Genomic DNA, 16,766 nt, shown 5'->3' on the forward strand with positions numbered 1-16,766 from the left:
CAGGTTTGTGCCTTTTTTATGGACTAAAGTATTGATTTTTCAAGGTTCAGCACACCAATCGGTGTGGGAAGTTTGAGTATTTTAATATATGCACCTCACTGAAGTGTCTGCACCATCCCAGAATTGTCCATTTCTCCCAATTCAGCAACCTCCATAGCCTTTCCAAACTTCCCAATTTCCCCCTGATACTTCTCATCCGCCACATGAGTATCAATGTCAATCGTTGTACTGTAATGTTGATCTCCATGATGCTCTGCACCACCTTCGGCTGCATATCTGCCTCAAAGCATCAGCTACAGAATATGTGACATATGGTCGGGAAATATAAATCCTCAGAACACAATGTTTTCATTACTAAGAAGTTTACTTCCAAATTTCTCCCCTGCCCATGCCCCGATATGGCATCTGCATTCTGCCAAGCGGGACAAATAAGCCGCTAATCCAAACGCCAGAACTTCCATTTTCCATCTGTCAGCCGTTCGTTTTTGTCAATCTTCCAACTGTCCTCTGTCTGTATGACCAGGCATCGGTACTGGCTGAGAACCACATCATCACTTTCGCTGTACACATAAAACTTTTTGCGGGTAATCTGTTCCACGTCAATCACCTGGTAACCTTGATAGGGCAGGACAGACGAATCGCTGAAAGAGACTTTCTGGCCCACATCCACGCCATTGTACCCGTGCGCCCTGCAGTAATCCAGATACCGCCCTGTGACCAGACTGGTTCTGCGCTGCCCGCCCTCCTGGCTCACCTTATAAAAGTGCCTGACTGCCTCCATCGCTTCCTCTACCGGTTCTGAATCAAAAACCAGCTCTTTCTTCCAGTTATTTCTCTGGGCAGCTCGAAACCTGGCAACTCCATTTCGGTCATGCCCACAGATGATATTGAGATTCCTGTTCACCGCCAACTGGGGCAGCGCCGCCCCGGTCACCTTCGTATCGCTGAGGTTCAGATATCCCAAACGCGGGAAAGACAGCAACAGAGGAATATCCTCATCCTGAAAGCCAGTCCCCTTTAAATCCAGGCGCTCAAGCGGCGATGCGTTAGCAGCTGCTACCACTGCGCCTGTGCATCCCGGATTTCCCGCCAGCACCAGGCCGCTCAGTTTAGGTGTCCCCCTGAACCAGTTCATATCAGTGTCTGATATCCCACAGTTTTCAAATGACAGATATCGGAGGGAGAACATCCCTGCCAGGACGGACAGCGCCCCTTCTGCGAATTCGCAGTCTTTCATTTCTATTGTATCCAGTGTTTTCACATACTTTGACAAAGGATAGAGATCCTCTGCCCTGAACCGAACCCTCTCGTATGTGATTCTCTTTAATTTTGCAGGCCATGGAATCTCCAAATCCTCTGCCAGCCCGCTTTTCAGATGCCGGATGATTAAACCGCCGCCGTTACAGCTGATAAATGTCTGCCAGCTGGGTGCTGCCTTTCCCATAATCTGTATTCCTCCTGCCGACTTTTCTACCTTGCTTTTAATATTTTCATGATCTATCATTCTATTGTTGTTTATCTGATCTCTTCTTTACATTTCCAGTAATGCGTTTCTCGTACTTATCTTGAAATGTTATAGGATCTGTGCCAACTTTTTCTTCCGTTATATCACAGGATGATAAAAACTCCATCTCCACCAGTCTATGGCATAACGCTTCATTGAATTCGGTTTTATGCAAACTATATTTGTGTCTTGTTCTGGAAGAGAACTGTCCATATACACCGCCCAATTCCCCAAATTTCTCTGCTATTTCATCCAAACTAAATACTTCCATTTGAACATACAGGAATTGATACTTGTCCTGCTTGTCAAGCACCTGCCATATTGCTTCTACATATTCTTTTGGCAATATAAAATTTAAATCTTTTGCTAACAACGCAAATTCCTTATCTACATCCATTGGCTCAACAAAGCTTAACACCCTCAGCAGATTTTCCTTATTAAGAATTTTAAGTTCTATAATCCCTTTTATATCTGTCAAATCTATATTGCATTGCTCCATACATGCAAGAAAAACTGAAACATTTTCACAAATAAACTCTATCCCTAAACTCTGAGAAATCCCTTTCATCTCCAGCAATTTCTCTGGAGTAAATTTGAAATAGTGATTTTGAACTAATATTTTTAATTTATTTTCTGAAAACTCACTAAGCTTATTTGTAAATTCGTCTAACCTGCATTTTATAATTAGCTTTTCAAAACTTATATCCGATAAATCTGCAGTTATCAACTCCTTAATAATTTCATCGTCAATCCCTTCACCGGCATCACTTCTTAATATTGTATCTACATTTTCGTCAAAATATGGCAAAAGGGCTTCGGTTAGTCCAAACAATGCATGATAGTCCAAATAATTATCCCACGATGCATCCGTTCTATTGTTTTGCAGAAGACAATCCCATATTTCCTGTTTGCATTTATCCTCAAAATCCTCTAAGCAATCCGTCAATTTGTTCCAATATGCCAAATGCTCCTTTTCAATTACTTCAATGCATAGAGTTGCATCTTCTTCGAATATTCTTTGCAGGATGGCATCTACAGATTCTTTTTCTTCCTCGGTATTGGATTCTTCACCGATAATAAAGACACGAACATATCCCGGAAACACATCATGCACATATTCCAACAAAGATTCATTATTTAATCCGCAAAGCCACTGATAATTACATTTAAATAACTTATCATCGCTGTCCTCATCTCCCAATGCCTTACATAGCGCTTCCATTATGGAATGAGTAAGTTCAATATACCTTTCTCTTATGATATCATCAATTATATTCTTCTCCAAGTCAGCCATATTAAGCTTATTAAATCTTATGCCTAATTCATCTATGACCTGCTTTATTTTGTTCCAGGGAACACCGGCCAATTCATGCAGAATATTCTCTTGATCTTCAAAATACTCTTTTACCACACCCTCACTATAAATTCCGCTCTCTTCATCTTCGTATCCTACATTGTTGTTTTCTATATCATATACATCACACGCATTAATCATCAGTTTAAAGTATAGATTCTTCTTTTTTAACGATAATTGTTCATCGTACATAAATTCTGTCCAAATAAGAGGACTTGCATGGCATAATAACCGAATAAATTGTTCTATATTTATTCCTCTGTCAATATAAGCCTTAATAAACTTTAAGCTTACCTTTGATTGATTTACCAATTGCTTTATAAAAGCTAGTTGTTTATCGCTATTGCAATCATGGCCTATCAAATAATCTGCCAAATCATAATTCAATGCTTCAACCTGCCCAAATTCATAGTCATACAAGCGGTCTGTTACATTGGCACAATGCTTTATAGCAAATGAAAAATCGTTCTCGCCTTTAAAGTTTCTAATCCATAAAATAAAATTTAACTCTTCTTTCGTAATACTTCCAGGATGGAAATAATTTATATAATCTGCGTAATTCTCGTTAATGTAGCCATGGCGAAGCATAAACATCAAAAGATTATTGGCCCGTACATTTTCTGGTAAAACTTCTTCTGGTGCATTGCTCTCAAGCAGCTGCTGCACTGTCTTTGCCCTAAGTGCTGCAATTGCTTTTTCAAGTTTCTCTATTTCTTTTTTTGTCTCTTCTGTAGGTTTGTTATAAAATTTTAATTGTCTATCGTATCTTGTAAATAACTCTTTCATGCGCTCAGTTAAATCCTGAACATCAGTAAAAACTTCCTCTTGTCTATCACTGTAATTATCCGAACTAATTGGATAATAATATACCCTAAGCTGCCCTTTTCTTATTTTTGCAAAATTAAAAGAATCCTCCAACATCTGATTATAACTAAAAGTATTATTTGAAACTTTAATTAGTGAAATAATGCCTCTATTTTTTATCAATTCAGACAATATTAAAATCTTGATCTCTTTGATTGATTTTGCAATATCTTGCCGTAACTGCATTATCTCTGTTTCGAAGTTTGTCTTTTCGGTATTAAGCTTGTCCTGCATCTTTTTACAAGCCTCTGCTTTATACAGAAACGCATCCTTCACATCTCCGGCTTCTGATTCCAGCAAAGCAAAATCCTTAGGAAATAAATTTTTATATATCACAAGAGCCAGCATATTTTCGTCATTTAATGACACATCCTGGCTTTCCTTTATTGTTTTCTTATAAATCCAAAATTCATTGACAATGCTAATCAGAATGCGCATATCGCCAATATATGGTGATACCAGCGTCACAAATTTTTGTGACACATCATGTTTCGGGTACTCTTTATCATCTTTTCTTCGCTCTCCCATTCCAAGCAGGTTACGCATTACTTCACCGGAATTAGTGGAATTGATAACAGGAATAACCGGTATCAAAAAATCAAAAAACTTTGTCCGCTCTGTCTCCTCCTGAAAAAGATCATCCCTCACAGCATATACAAAGGTAATTTTTCCCTTTTTCTTTATCACATCATACTGATTTAAGATAGTATTGATTTCCCTCAACTTAATAAAAATCGATGTGCTGTTAAAACGATCCAAGTCTTCTATAAAAACAACATCATATTTTGTTCTTTCAAAAAAATACAGCATCTCATCTATGTTTCTGTTGAGTACAGAATCATCCGAACTTTCTTCTCCTTGTGCACTTATATCACCAACGCTGATTTCTTTAATTGTAAACTTTGACATAATATAGCGGATGATATAGCCAACTCCTAAAAGAGCAATCACAAACGCTATGAAACGCGCTACTGCCTCTTTAATGGATGCGATTCCGTCTCTATATGTTGTGAAAACACTTACCACTTCATCAGGGAATAGCAAATATATTCCGGAAATAATGGCCATTACCAAAAACATGATTCCTGTTATGTATTTCCAAAGATTCACATGATGCAATTTCCGATAACGGCTTAGCGGTATTTTAACCGCATCGACTTTATAAAAAAGCTGCTTGAGTATTCCTCTTTCAAGTTCATCCTCAAATTCCTTTTTTGCATTTTGAGCATCAGTGTAGTTTTTCTCATCAAACAATTGTTGTACTTTATCCCATGATCTGCCATCAAAAGTGGCCAAAGAAAGGCCAATAGCTTTACACTTGAGGTGCCGTTTTAAATATGAATTAATGATACTGCTCTTTCCAGCACCGTAAGGACCTGTTAAAGCAATATTTTTAATCTTGGGATTTGATATAGCCCAATGAAGCGCTTTTAAGCTTTCTGCTTCGCTATCCAGACTATCTATTGGCACCAAATCAGAATATATTGATTTCTCATTATTTAAATCGGAAAACAACTTATTTTTTAACTTATTGAATAAATTTATATCCATGTATTTCTCCCATTTCCGTATATTCTACCCCTTATCACAATACTTTGCCTGCAGCGTCCCTCACCTATGCCACCCAGTCCTTCATCCGCAAAAAAACAGAACAGCATCTGCAGTCCCTGCTCCATATGGGGAGGACCGCCTGGCTTTTGCAGATACTGTAGCTTCCCCCAATATCTTCATTCTGAACCGCTTGCCTCTTTCCCACCGGCAATGCTTCCTGAACCGCCAGCTCCCTTATCCTGCTCAAGCAGCACCGGAAACGCCAGATTCTCCTGATGCACTGCCCTCTCTGACAAACTTTCAAAACTTTCAATGCCGGAAATCACAGTCCTGCATCTCTCCCTGTCATCCTCCTGATCCGAAAGTGCAGGAACGCCCTCCCCCATCAGCCCCACTTCATAGGCAAAGCCCCAAATCTTCCGCTCTGCCTGCAGACTGGCGGAACCATCATAAGGGAAGTAGCTTACATCGGTTACCCTACCGTTTCCCTCTTGCCAGTGCAGGGTAAAACTGCTGAAATGATTTTCCGCATCCAGCCGGAAACGCATCTTCGGGAACTGTCTGGACTGGCCTTCCCATGATGTTTCCTGATATTTAACAGTCAGCAGGTATTGACTGCCCGAGGCCATAGGGATGTATTTATACTCCACTTCTGTCGGATCCTGCGTAAGCAGCTCCATAACAAATTCCCATTGCTGCTCCGCATAGCTGTCAGCCTGCAGCTCATCCCAGCCCATCTCCCGGCAAGCCGCCGTCATAACAGTACAGTCGCCCCTGGTACCAGAGATATTTCTTTTCCACTCCCTCATGCCACGCCACGGTATACTTTTCCGTATGGTAGAAGTCGTAGCTCACTATGTCCTTGTCCAGTTCAATGTTGTATCCTCTCCAATCGGAAAAATCGGCCTGTGCCACCCATGCACAGACCTCCTCATAGACTGCCTGCGCTTCATTGCCGGAATAGCTCTGTTCACCAAAAGCCTCCTGCCTCGGTATGGCAACCATATGGCAGGCTGTGAACAAGCAGCATGCTACCATTATAATGAAAAAATATTTTCTTTTCTCTTTCATTTTTGTGATTATGCCGGGGCACAGCCCAGCTTTCCTCCTTGAGTTTCTTTGATTTACGCCCCGGCACAAACGATAATGAATGTTGGTCTCGCAAATATTTTCTTTTTGGGTGCTTCTGTTTCTCCATTTATTGTTTTATACTGGTTCTGGTATCGGTATACTACAAAGCACGTCATAACGTCTGGAGTTCCAGAAGCCGAATTTTTATAAGTTGCAGCCTTCTCTTTTGCACAAACGATTGGCGCTTTCAAGCCCGGATACTTATGACCTAAAATCCCGCTGAAAATTATAACAACACCCTACTCTGTGGGGAGGGCAACCCCAAAAGCTTCATAAATGAGTCTCTGTTCCTTTGTTACCGGATATAGTATCCGCCTGTTGTTAATATCCTGTACCCGCAGTTTTGCCAAAATATTTAGCACCTCCCTCATAGTATAGTTTTTATACATATCATGTTCCACCATCGTTTTATTAATCTCTGCCATTAGTATGGAAGCCAGAAATCCGACAAACAGTTTCCCCTGCATCGTGTTATCACTATGGACCCGCAACCTTCCTAAGTCAATGCTGTTTTTAAGACGCAGAAAACTTTTTTCCACAACATCCTTATCACGGTAAATGCACATTGCCTCTACAGCTTCCTTGATGTCATTGCTGATTAACACCACCCATCCCGCAGTATACAGGGCCTTTTCCAATACATCGCTGCGGATGCTGACCGTATATCCTGACGCCTGCTTTTCCGACTTCCTGATATTCAGATATTTCCGGCATTCCTCATCCGCTATGTATTTTTCAGGATGCATGACCGCCTTCTGTCTGAGCATGGAAACTTTTGCATATAGATCCTCCCGTATTCCAAAAGCCTTCTTTGCGTTATAGTAGATATGGGTATAAACTTTATGGTCTTTATTCCACGCCCGAACCTTTGTAACCGCCCGCAATGGATAGCCGTTCACAACAATGGTATTCTCTACACGGTCAATATCTTTGCGTTCGCTTTCTATTTGCTTCTTTGCGAATGCGCAAGTGAATGGTATGGAAATCAGAAAGTTATGTGCCGGCCTGTGTTGGCCGCCCAACAGAAAATTGACATTTGGGGAGCTGAAAAAGCCCTTATCCATAACAATTGTCACCGAATGCCTTCCTGTGGCAGCTTCAAACCGGGAAAGCGAGGTTATCAGAGTACGTACATCCTTATGGCTTCCGGCATACACCGTCTGATGGATTGGTAATCGGCTCGTCTCCCCCATCATCATGCATAGATTGATTTGGGGAAGCTGCTCATGGTCACGGTTATATCCCCACTCCACGTCTTCGATCAGTTCCGAATAAGAGGATTCCGACGTGATGTCCAGCGCCAGATATTCCTTGTCATCATGGGCAGCGTACCAGTTCCCATAAAAGGCTTCTCTCTCCTGCGCCGGGAGGGACATCAGCAATTCACTGATACGTTGGGACGAGAGGCTGCCGACCGGATAAGACTCCGTATCCATCAGCCAATCCTTACAATACATAAGAGGGTCTCCTGTGGATATCATGTAACAGGCCAGAGTAAAACACTCCATCCAGCAATCCGGAAGGGATTCCTTTAATGCCTGGAGCAATCCGTTCCGTTCAGATATCTTTGTATATAAATAGTAGGCACCATAAGAACGTATGGAGGATTTGCGGATATCTTTTACGGAAAACAGCTTTTCTGATTCCTGGCACTGCATCGGAACCTGTGCGCCGCCGCTCTTAAGCTGTTCCAGATATTCAGGTTTATATATTTTTTGACCGGTTACCGGGTCAAATCTTGCCGATTGGCTTTCGCTTTTGACGCGGCTGCCCGTTCTCATTGCGGTATCCTTCCGCAAGATAGATGTATTGGTATATGCCGACTATTTGAATCACCTCGTAACTCATTTGGACCTCCCATAATCAATGTTGTTATACACTATAACAACATTAAACAGAAGAAGCAAGCTATAATTGTACGAAAACCATATGAAAATGGTGTGTTTTCAGTATTTTTAAGGCAGACAGATGAGTTACGTGGCTGTTGTTATAATTTTTTCCGGGAGCCTAGGTTACTAGAGAGTTGAAAGTTCTGTTTTGCACGCTAGATGTTGTATTACTCAGAACAGCATATCTACTATATATTGTATAAATTTTCCGTAAACATGAGAACTTTCAACTCGCCAGTATACTTAGAAGAAATAAGCAAAGATTTCAATCCATAGCTAAATTTCTTCCTTCGTAGACAGTTTGTCCCAAAGAGACATATGCAAAGAAATCCGGAAAAGAAAATTTCCATTGTACATAATTTGAATCCCCATACATGTCAAGATTTGATAAAGTTAAGTCAAGAACCATTCCTCTATAAATATATCACTAATACAATTTGTCATTGAAATATCATCTAACTCAAGAAATTTTTTAACATTCACTTCTATAGGTACTTCTTTTTTTAATACTTTATCCTCTTCATCTATGTCCTCTATTATAAAGCCTAAGTCAATCCTATAAATGCTTTGATTTTTTAAATAACCACCTATATATTCGTACTTTGTATATTCAAAATAGACTCTTTCTATCTCTTGATAAATTTTTGCTGACACAATATCAGGATCAATATAAGTACCATATTTTTGTACTAGCTTTGGCAATATTTCAATAGCAGAATATGTATCATCTGCTTTATAATATGGTTTCTTTTTTTCATCATCAATCACTTCTATTGCTTTATCTATAGAAACTGCAAAAAATTCTCTCCTGGGATTTACTCTATAAGAATCCAGCTTTCTATGTATCTCTTTTTCAAATTCTATATAATTGCGAACATAAATTTCAGATAATTCTACTCAGAACTATCAAAAAACGAATTATTTCTTATCGTAATTTAAAACATAATCTTCATTTCTTGTTCATTTTTCATCTTCCATATAGCCATAGGATGCTCCCCTATATTCTGTATGATCTCATCATCCTCAAACAACAATTCCGGTCTATACTCCCCAGTTTCAAACAGTTCCCGATATTCCTTTTCCTCTGGTGTCAAAACCATAAGTTCCTTAATAAACTTTTTGGCTTCCTTCTTACGTTCATCTAAATTAAAATTATCTTTTTTCCGAAGCACTGGAAATAAATCACGCCTAATCTTAGAAAATTCCACTCCATCAATCGCAGATGTATTAAAAGTCTTATTGATCATATCTGCCGATATGGATGCATAAAAAATAATACATTTACGAAGTAATTCATATTCCGATCCGTCAAACAAGCCAAAATAAATCATATTATTGAAATCATACAAATCTCTGGCTGCTGCCCGACTCATAAGCGCATTTGCTTTTGCGGCAAAGATCTCTATAGGTTCCAAAGTCCGTACCATTACATCTTCCTCAAAAATATCCGTTACAACCTTTCTCTCTACTGGAGCAAAAATGTGAGATCACAGGGAGTAATTCAACTCCAATTTTATATTATCCCTGTTGCCGCCGGCATTTTGATATTGGAACAGCATAGAATCCAGGCTATGACTATACCTAGAAGATCCTGACAGAAAATATCCTTCCTCTGTCATATAGTTTTCCAGCATTTTTGTGATTTTCTCTCTGGCTTTTTCCATATCTCCCAATGGCAGATTAGGTGTAAAATCCAAGTCTAAGTCAACAGACAGTCTTGGCAGATTGAAAATAGTCATGTTGATCGCTGTTCCGCCTTTTAAAGCCAGATGTTCATGCAGATATTCATCTGTATTCAAATAGGTCAATATCTCTTTCAGCCTTAACACTTTTTCAAATGTGTCCCGAACAAATCCATACTGCTTTGCCATTTGTCCAAGTTGTCCCTTATTATAATTCATGCCTGACTCCTTCATTTTTCAAATAATACATCTGTTCCGGAACTACAAGCCGCCATATAGCATTATATTTTCCTTCCTTGTAATCTTTCGTCAAATAACGTTTACTGCGCCCAATCCTATCCTGACATGTCTGAAAGAACTCATTTGATAATCCAATGCGTTCCTGTTGACTTTTCAACAAAAATCCTGCTTTTTGATATAAAAACTGATTATCATAACATTCTAAATAGGCAAGCATACGTTTTTCTCTAAGAACAGATACTGCTTGAATATTATCAATCACTTCTTCCAGTCCTGCTATTTTATCCAAATCCTTAATACTGTCAATCACAGTCCGTTCCTTATCTGTTATTCGCACACCCCCACTGTATTTCACTGTTTCAACTCCCTCATTACATTTAGAACACACATAACAAAACGTGTATCCATCAAATTCAAAGTCCCGAAACATCGTATTGGAAGATACATAAACCTCATAAAAAATCTGGTCACTAATTCCATAATATTCCATTGCCGAATGATGAGAAAGATAAGATGTAGGTGTGATCGCTCCTGCAATTTGATAACGGTTCGCCAATGGTGCATCTGTTTCTCCACTAATGCATGTGTAAAGATTATTTCGTAGCAACGCTTAACAAGGGCACACAGGCCATAGTATAAAGCGCAGAGAGAAAGATTTTCAGATTTTCCACTCAAACGAAACGCGGTTGCTGGTGGCCTGGACTTGAGAGAGAATGATGTCCGTCACCTGCCGTCGGTCATCAAAGTCAATCGTGTTCCAGTTCTCCAGATGGGCAGACAGAAACTCAATTTTCTGTGGAGAGATTGTTTCCGCGTTCAGTGCCGCGATTTCCTTTATCAGCCGTTGGCGGCTGGCGTCCAGCTCCTCGATTTTCCCGTTGGCATAGGACAGCAGAACCGCATTGGCTCCGGTCAGGGTATTCAGCAGTTTTTCAATTTCGTTCTCCACCTGGGCCAGCTCCACATTCAAGGCGGTCAGCTTGGGATTGACGGTCGTTGCTTTTGCGGTCAGGGTTTGAAATTCGGAGAGCTTCTTCACCATCTCCCCATAGACAAATTGCTCAAACTCCGCCGTCCGAAGCGTCCCGCAGCCCTCACAGCTTTTGTTGTCCGCCCGCTTGGAACACCGAAGATACTGCGTCCCTGCCGGGTTGCCCACGCTCATAAGGGCATACCCGCAGCGCCCACATTTGATTTTTCCGGCCAGCCAGGTATTCCGGGCCTTACGCCCTCCCTGGAACGTGATATTTGCCAGCAGCTTCTTCCTGCACCGCAGCCAGGTATCGGCGGAAACAATGCCCTCACTGGGAGCCAACACAAGGATCTGTCCGCGCAGGTCCTTGTTTTTTCGCTCCTGCACGTCCCGGCCCTGGTAGAGATAGCAGCCGTTGGTCCCGGCGAAGTCCGCCGCGTCATTGACCACCACGGCCCCCTGACCCTTGAAAAATTCGTACAGCTCCAGGTCGGCCTGGGCGTAAATCGGGTTGCGGAGCAGTTGGGAGATAAAGCCCCGTTTCAATTCTTTGCCGTAAATCAGGATATTGTTTTCAGCAAAGTACCGGGCAATATCCCCGAACGACGTGGACGGCTCGGCGTACATTTCAAACATCAGGCGGGCAATATTCGCCGTGGCGGGGTCCGGGATCATCATTTTCGTGCGGATACCTTGGAGGGTGGTAGGCTCCAGCTTGAAGCCATAGGGGGCGGCACCGCTCATGTGGAACCCCCGCTGACATCGGGAATAGTAAGCGTCGGTCACGCGCTTTTGTATCGTCTCTCGCTCTAACTGAGCGAACACGATACAGATATTCAGCATGGCCCGGCCCATCGGGGTAGATGTGTCAAACTTTTCCGTAGAGGAAACAAACTCCACGTTGTACTCCTGGAACAGTTCCATCATGGTTGCGAAGTCCAAAATGGAGCGGCTGATACGGTCCAGCTTGTAAACCACCACCCGGCGAATTAAGCCCTGTCGAATGTCGGCTAAAAGTTCCTGGAATTTTGGCCTGTCCGTATTCTTCCCGGAATAGCCCTTATCTTGATAATCCTTGTGGTTCCCACCCCTTAACTCGTACTTGCAAAACTCGATTTGGCTTTCAATACTGATACTGTCCTTGCGGTCCACAGACTGTCTGGCGTAGATAGCGTCGATACGGTTTTCCATGATAGCTCCTTTCCTGTCGGGAAATGGAGCTGTCAACCTTTACAAGTATATTATACCAAAGACAGCCCCAGGGCACAAGGATGTGGGGAAACGCAGAAAGGCAGCACCCGGAAAAGTGCTGCCCTTCAACCTTGCCCCACTTCTGGTCACGGTGGCCAGAAGTCCAGCGAGGATAAATCCATTTCGATCCATGATTGCGCCGAATTTGCCACGCGCCCCGGCACAGGGGAGCATCCCAGGCCGCCGACGGCTCCGGCTGTCATAGCTCCGCAATACTGCGAAGCTCCCCCGCAAGTCCATGGGAGGGCGTGAGCAAGTTTCATTATCCCCCGCGCTGTCGTCGCGCCCGGCTTGCCAGGGCCGGGTCAAAGGTTCGCGCTGATCGCTCGGCCCACTTCTCTCACCTCCTTGAGCGGGCTGTCCTGGCGGCGCGCCTTTTGTCGCTGTTCACGCAGGTTTTGTGCCTGGAATACTGTGTATTCAGTTGTCCTCAGTGTATAAGTCTCCTCATACATCAGGCGGGTTTTGGCCGATTTCGGGTACACCTCAATGAAAATTTTTCAAAATTTCTGAAAGATTTTTTAAGCCCCGGCGGATACTGTCGCAAACGGCGCTCCCCTCTACATTTTCGGCCCTGGCAATCTCAGATTTTTTCTTGCCCAGAATGTAGTGGGCATACACCCTTCGAGCCTGGATGGGCGGGAGCTGGTCAAGAGCGGCGTAGAGTGCGGAGCGGTTTTCCTCGTCCAGAATGATTTCCTCCGGGGTCAAGGGTGGGAACATCACATCCGGCTCAAAGCCGGGGTCAACGTCCAGGGAACACTCGTTATGCTCCCGCTTGCGCCGTTTGTAGCTGTCACACTGACGGCCCCCGGTAGAGAGAACGACGGCGATTTCGTCGGAAACTTCCAGAATGATATTCTCGGTCAGGTGGGGATAGTAGCGGTTCAATTTGATGGTTGTCATATGTAACCTCCATTTCGATATTGGTGGAAGGGGACAGATCGAAATGGAGGGGCGGGGAGCGACAGCCGGGGCCGCCCCTGGCCTCTGGACACCGTGTCCAGAGGCTTCGGAATAGAGAAACGCCCGCACAGCGCAAGGCTACACGGACGTACCGGGGCGACAGGATATTACAATTTTCGCAGTTGCGGCCAGGGCTTCCCTTTAGAAGGGGAGGGCTTTTTTGACAGGTCAGGGAGGTGGACAATATAGAAAGACACGACAATACCTCCTCAACGGTTGCCGTATCTTTCAAACGGAAAGAGCCGATAACCGCATTTTAGTCTGCGTGTTATCGGCCCTGCGTCTATGCGTCTGGCTCTTTGATAACGCTTATTTGTAGATTTTTTGCACTAACTAAAGTTTCCTTTTTGCACTTTGGGCAGTAAAGGGGATAGTTTTTCAAAACACTGTCTTTTCTTATTTTATCACGTGTTTTGCTGCCGCAAATGGGACAATATATCCATTCGCTTCTTTTGTTATGTAATAGATTTCCCAAGTTCATAAGCGGCAGATACTTCGGGTTTTCCCTCAATATCTCCTATGTCTCCGTTTCCTCCGGCAAGAACATGGCCGAGATTATCCCACTTCAAATGCTCCATCAAGTGATTATAGTAAAGAAGAACATCATCAAAGCCGCAGCCTTCCGCAGCCATCAGCAGTGCAGAAGCCCTGCTGTGTCCCCGCAGAAGATTGCCGTCCCCCTCTTCCAAAGCAAACAGGCGGTCAACGGCAGTTCTGATTTGACCGCTCATGTTCCAGTAATAGAGCGGACTTGCCAGCACGATCACATCGCACTCCCGCACCGCCGGATAAATTTTGTCCATGTCATCCCGCTGGACACAGGGACACTCTTTGCTGCTATGTCCACCAAAGCAGCCTTTGCAGCCGTGGATGCTCATGCTATCCAGAAAAAATTCTGTTACAGTATGGCCGACGCTCTCCGCGCCATTGGTAAACGCTTTAACCAGCGCGGAGGTGTTTCCGTTTCTGCGGGGACTGCCATTGAGAATGACAATTTTCTTGGGCATGGTGGTTTTCCTCCTTAAAACTTCTCTGCCAGAGCCGCCGCCTGTTTACATCCGTCTGTCTTAGCAATATCACCGACATTCAGCACGCCCGGAACCAGAACCTCGCCCACCATCTTCCACTTCATCAGTGCGGCAGAGCGTTCTATGGGGACGCGCACACCGTCAAAGATGGACATATCATCTTCTTCACAGCAGGCAATCACAGCACACTCCTTGCCCGCAATATCCTTGCCGCCCACCACAAAAGAGAACAGGCGGTCAATGACGCCCTTAATCTGTGCGGGAATGGAATACCAGTAGACGGGCATGGAGAAAACCACTGCGTCGGCCTCCAGAATAGCGGGGGCAATCGCGTTGAAGTCGTCGTCAAAGGAGCAGGCTTTTCCAGTCTTAAAGCAGGTTTCGCAAGCCCGACAGCCGCCCACATTTTTCAGCGCGGCATCAAAGCGGGTAACAGTATGGCCTTTCGCCTCTACCGCCTGGATGAACGCCTCCGTCATGGCAAAGCTATTGCCCTTCTTTCGAGGACTGCCAGTAATAACAACAATTTTTTTGCTCATGCAAAATACCTCCTGATTTTGTGGGCTTGACTTTACCCACATCTGATAGTATTATTGTAGCAAGAATTAAACTGAAATCAAGTACGCACATATAAGTGCGATACTTACCTGGAGGAAAGTGTACTATGGGCGAACGCTGCATTTCAAAAGAGTGTCTTAACGATACAGGTTTCAGCTATACTCTGTCTTTGATCAATGGCAAATACAAAATGACAATCCTTTATACCTTGATGGAATTCAAGGTCGTGCGGTTTAACGAAATGAAAAAATATATTGGGGAAATTTCCTATAAGACGCTGAGTTCCACACTGAAAGAGTTGGAAAATGACCAATTGGTACATAGGGAGGAATACCCGCAAATTCCACCTAAAGTTGAGTATAGTTTAACAGAGCGTGGGAAGTCCCTTATGCCCATTTTGGATGGAATGTGCGAATGGGGCGAAAAAAACAGACTTCCGACCGCATGATTAGCGGCAAGCAGGGCAAGTGTATAACACTTGCAATTTTTGCTTCGCAAAAATGCTTGTTGGGGTGCCCCCAAACCCGCCGGAAGCCTCTGGACACCGTGTCCAGAGGCTTCCCTGTCTGCGGCCCCGTCGCTGACGCTCATGGGCCTTATGCCCTTACAGCGCCACCACCTCCGAAAGTTTCTCCAGCAGTTCAGAGAGAGGCCCCCATAAATCCGCATAGTCTTTTTGCAGGGTCTTGATTTCTTCGGGGTAAACTCCGCCACAAGTATTCACCCTGACGGCGATTTGATTGAGATTATTTGCACACCGCCTTTGCAGGGAAACGATCTCTTTGACTGGCGCAAGGTCAACATGGAGCACATAGCCGTTGAGAGCCATTTTTCTCATATATGCTGAAAGGTTGCGAATACCCACGTCTGCCATGCGCTCCTGGATTTTTGCCTGTTCATCCGGGGACAGCCAGACACAGACGGACGTGCTCCGAATACGCTTTTTCCCAGCAACCGGCGTTGACTGGTTTTCAGGGCTGCAAGGCATTGAATTTTGACCGCTCATAGATACCTCCCATAAATTCAGATGTTGACAGTATTTCGATAAATCGGGGGTGGGGAATGATACTATACCAGCCCCTACGAAACCGGATCTGGAAACCCTTGCGGGGTAAGGCGTTGAGATTGCTAATTTTCAACACATCAGCCGTGGAAAGACAGCGGTTTGAGAGGAAGCGGTTCGACCCTATCCCCCCGCCCTTTCCCTATCCAGGGAAAGGGGGCGGCTCTGGAGGATATATCCCCCGTCGCGCCTTAGGAGGTAGCACAGCCGGGACAGCCAGTCAAGGGTGCGGAGCACCGCCGCACGGCGGCGGCTTTGCCCTTGACAGGCAGTCCCGGCTGTGCTATGGGTGGCGCGGCGACGGGGGATACATCCAGCAGAGCCGCCGTGGACGAAGCGGGGGAAATGGGCGTGGTCACTTCTGGTCACGGTGTCCAGAAGATATACAAAAACACCGCTCCGATTTTTGTCGGAAGCGGTGTTTTGCGTAAGGTTGACAGTCCATTGAATTGTTGTGTTTTTGTGTGCTCTTGTTAAGGAAAGATATCTTTACTACAAGACCACTCTTTATCAAACGCTTTACCGCCGAACGCGCACTTTCAATGTTATCATAGTATTGACTTACATATTCCATTGTGAATACTGGATATTTTAGTAATTCAAAATATAATTTCATACTGCTTTACCGTTTATTTTTTATTTAAAATAGTTTGTTTTCAAACTGTTTTGCTACATTCTTAATTTATAGTATAATAATTTTTTCTTTCTGTCA

The 16,766-nt window shown here is 43.7% G+C and carries 14 protein-coding genes and 2 pseudogenes; 1 reads left to right on the top strand and 15 read right to left on the bottom strand.

Features of this window, described 5'->3' with window-relative positions; translation table 11 throughout:
• Positions 1-436: 436 nt before the first annotated feature.
• The 14 genes and pseudogenes from NFS31_RS06220 to NFS31_RS06280 all read right to left on the bottom strand — a co-directional run bounded on the left by NFS31_RS06220 (position 437) and on the right by NFS31_RS06280 (position 14,972).
• On the bottom strand, positions 437-1,444 hold the full coding sequence (locus NFS31_RS06220) for an NTF2 fold immunity protein (protein WP_251492678.1): 1,008 nt from the start codon (positions 1,442-1,444) through the stop codon (positions 437-439).
• A gap of 61 nt (positions 1,445-1,505) precedes the next feature.
• The gene (locus tag NFS31_RS06225; RefSeq protein ID WP_251492680.1) at positions 1,506-5,273 is read right to left on the bottom strand and encodes a YobI family P-loop NTPase; all 3,768 of its coding nucleotides are present in this window, start codon (positions 5,271-5,273) and stop codon (positions 1,506-1,508) included.
• Between the two features lie 176 nt (positions 5,274-5,449).
• Positions 5,450-6,031 carry a hypothetical protein gene (locus NFS31_RS06230; protein ID WP_251492681.1) on the bottom strand — a complete coding sequence of 194 codons (582 nt, stop codon included), beginning with the start codon at positions 6,029-6,031 and terminating at the stop codon, positions 5,450-5,452.
• Positions 5,997-6,344, bottom strand: coding sequence for a hypothetical protein (locus tag NFS31_RS06235; RefSeq protein WP_251492683.1), 348 nt, complete (start codon positions 6,342-6,344; stop codon positions 5,997-5,999). Before NFS31_RS06235 ends, NFS31_RS06230 begins: the two co-directional genes overlap by 35 nt.
• A gap of 299 nt (positions 6,345-6,643) precedes the next feature.
• The gene (locus NFS31_RS06240; protein ID WP_465223428.1) at positions 6,644-8,185 is read right to left on the bottom strand and encodes an IS1634 family transposase; all 1,542 of its coding nucleotides are present in this window, start codon (positions 8,183-8,185) and stop codon (positions 6,644-6,646) included.
• A 501-nt stretch (positions 8,186-8,686) separates the two neighbouring features.
• Complete coding sequence (locus tag NFS31_RS06245; protein ID WP_251492687.1) at positions 8,687-9,061, bottom strand: hypothetical protein; 375 nt, start codon at positions 9,059-9,061, stop codon at positions 8,687-8,689.
• Between the two features lie 3 nt (positions 9,062-9,064).
• Positions 9,065-9,175 (bottom strand): annotated as a pseudogene (locus NFS31_RS28230) (GIY-YIG nuclease family protein); the annotation flags it as partial.
• Positions 9,176-9,228: 53 nt separating this feature from the next.
• Positions 9,229-10,209, bottom strand: a pseudogene (locus NFS31_RS06250) (nucleotidyl transferase AbiEii/AbiGii toxin family protein).
• Positions 10,184-10,771 (bottom strand): type IV toxin-antitoxin system AbiEi family antitoxin domain-containing protein, encoded by a 588-nt coding sequence (locus tag NFS31_RS06255; protein ID WP_251492689.1) that lies wholly within the window; start codon positions 10,769-10,771, stop codon positions 10,184-10,186. Before NFS31_RS06255 ends, NFS31_RS06250 begins: the two are co-directional and overlap by 26 nt.
• Before the next feature lie 102 nt (positions 10,772-10,873).
• Entirely contained in the window at positions 10,874-12,379 is a 1,506-nt protein-coding gene (locus NFS31_RS06260; protein ID WP_251492691.1) for a recombinase family protein, read from the bottom strand.
• Positions 12,380-12,925: 546 nt separating this feature from the next.
• Positions 12,926-13,345, bottom strand: coding sequence for an RNA polymerase sigma factor (locus NFS31_RS06265; protein ID WP_251492693.1), 420 nt, complete (start codon positions 13,343-13,345; stop codon positions 12,926-12,928).
• A gap of 343 nt (positions 13,346-13,688) precedes the next feature.
• Positions 13,689-13,886, bottom strand: coding sequence for a cysteine-rich KTR domain-containing protein (locus NFS31_RS06270; RefSeq protein WP_251492695.1), 198 nt, complete (start codon positions 13,884-13,886; stop codon positions 13,689-13,691).
• Positions 13,861-14,412, bottom strand: coding sequence for a flavodoxin family protein (locus NFS31_RS06275; RefSeq protein ID WP_251492697.1), 552 nt, complete (start codon positions 14,410-14,412; stop codon positions 13,861-13,863). Before NFS31_RS06275 ends, NFS31_RS06270 begins: the two co-directional genes overlap by 26 nt.
• A 14-nt stretch (positions 14,413-14,426) precedes the next feature.
• Positions 14,427-14,972 (bottom strand): flavodoxin family protein, encoded by a 546-nt coding sequence (locus tag NFS31_RS06280; RefSeq protein ID WP_251492700.1) that lies wholly within the window; start codon positions 14,970-14,972, stop codon positions 14,427-14,429.
• A gap of 125 nt (positions 14,973-15,097) precedes the next feature.
• On the opposite strand from NFS31_RS06280, the gene NFS31_RS06285 reads away from it, so the two are divergent.
• Positions 15,098-15,439, top strand: a complete 342-nt coding sequence (locus NFS31_RS06285; RefSeq protein WP_023347503.1) for a winged helix-turn-helix transcriptional regulator — start codon at positions 15,098-15,100, stop codon at positions 15,437-15,439.
• Between the two features lie 156 nt (positions 15,440-15,595).
• Here the strand turns inward: NFS31_RS06285 and NFS31_RS06290 are convergent, their stop codons facing one another.
• Complete coding sequence (locus NFS31_RS06290; RefSeq protein ID WP_416389433.1) at positions 15,596-15,979, bottom strand: plasmid mobilization protein; 384 nt, start codon at positions 15,977-15,979, stop codon at positions 15,596-15,598.
• Positions 15,980-16,766: the final 787 nt, after the last annotated feature.

Origin of the sequence: Otoolea muris (assembly GCF_943193115.1) — a bacterium.
In the GTDB taxonomy this organism is placed as follows: Bacteria; Bacillota; Clostridia; order Lachnospirales; family Lachnospiraceae; genus Otoolea; species Otoolea muris.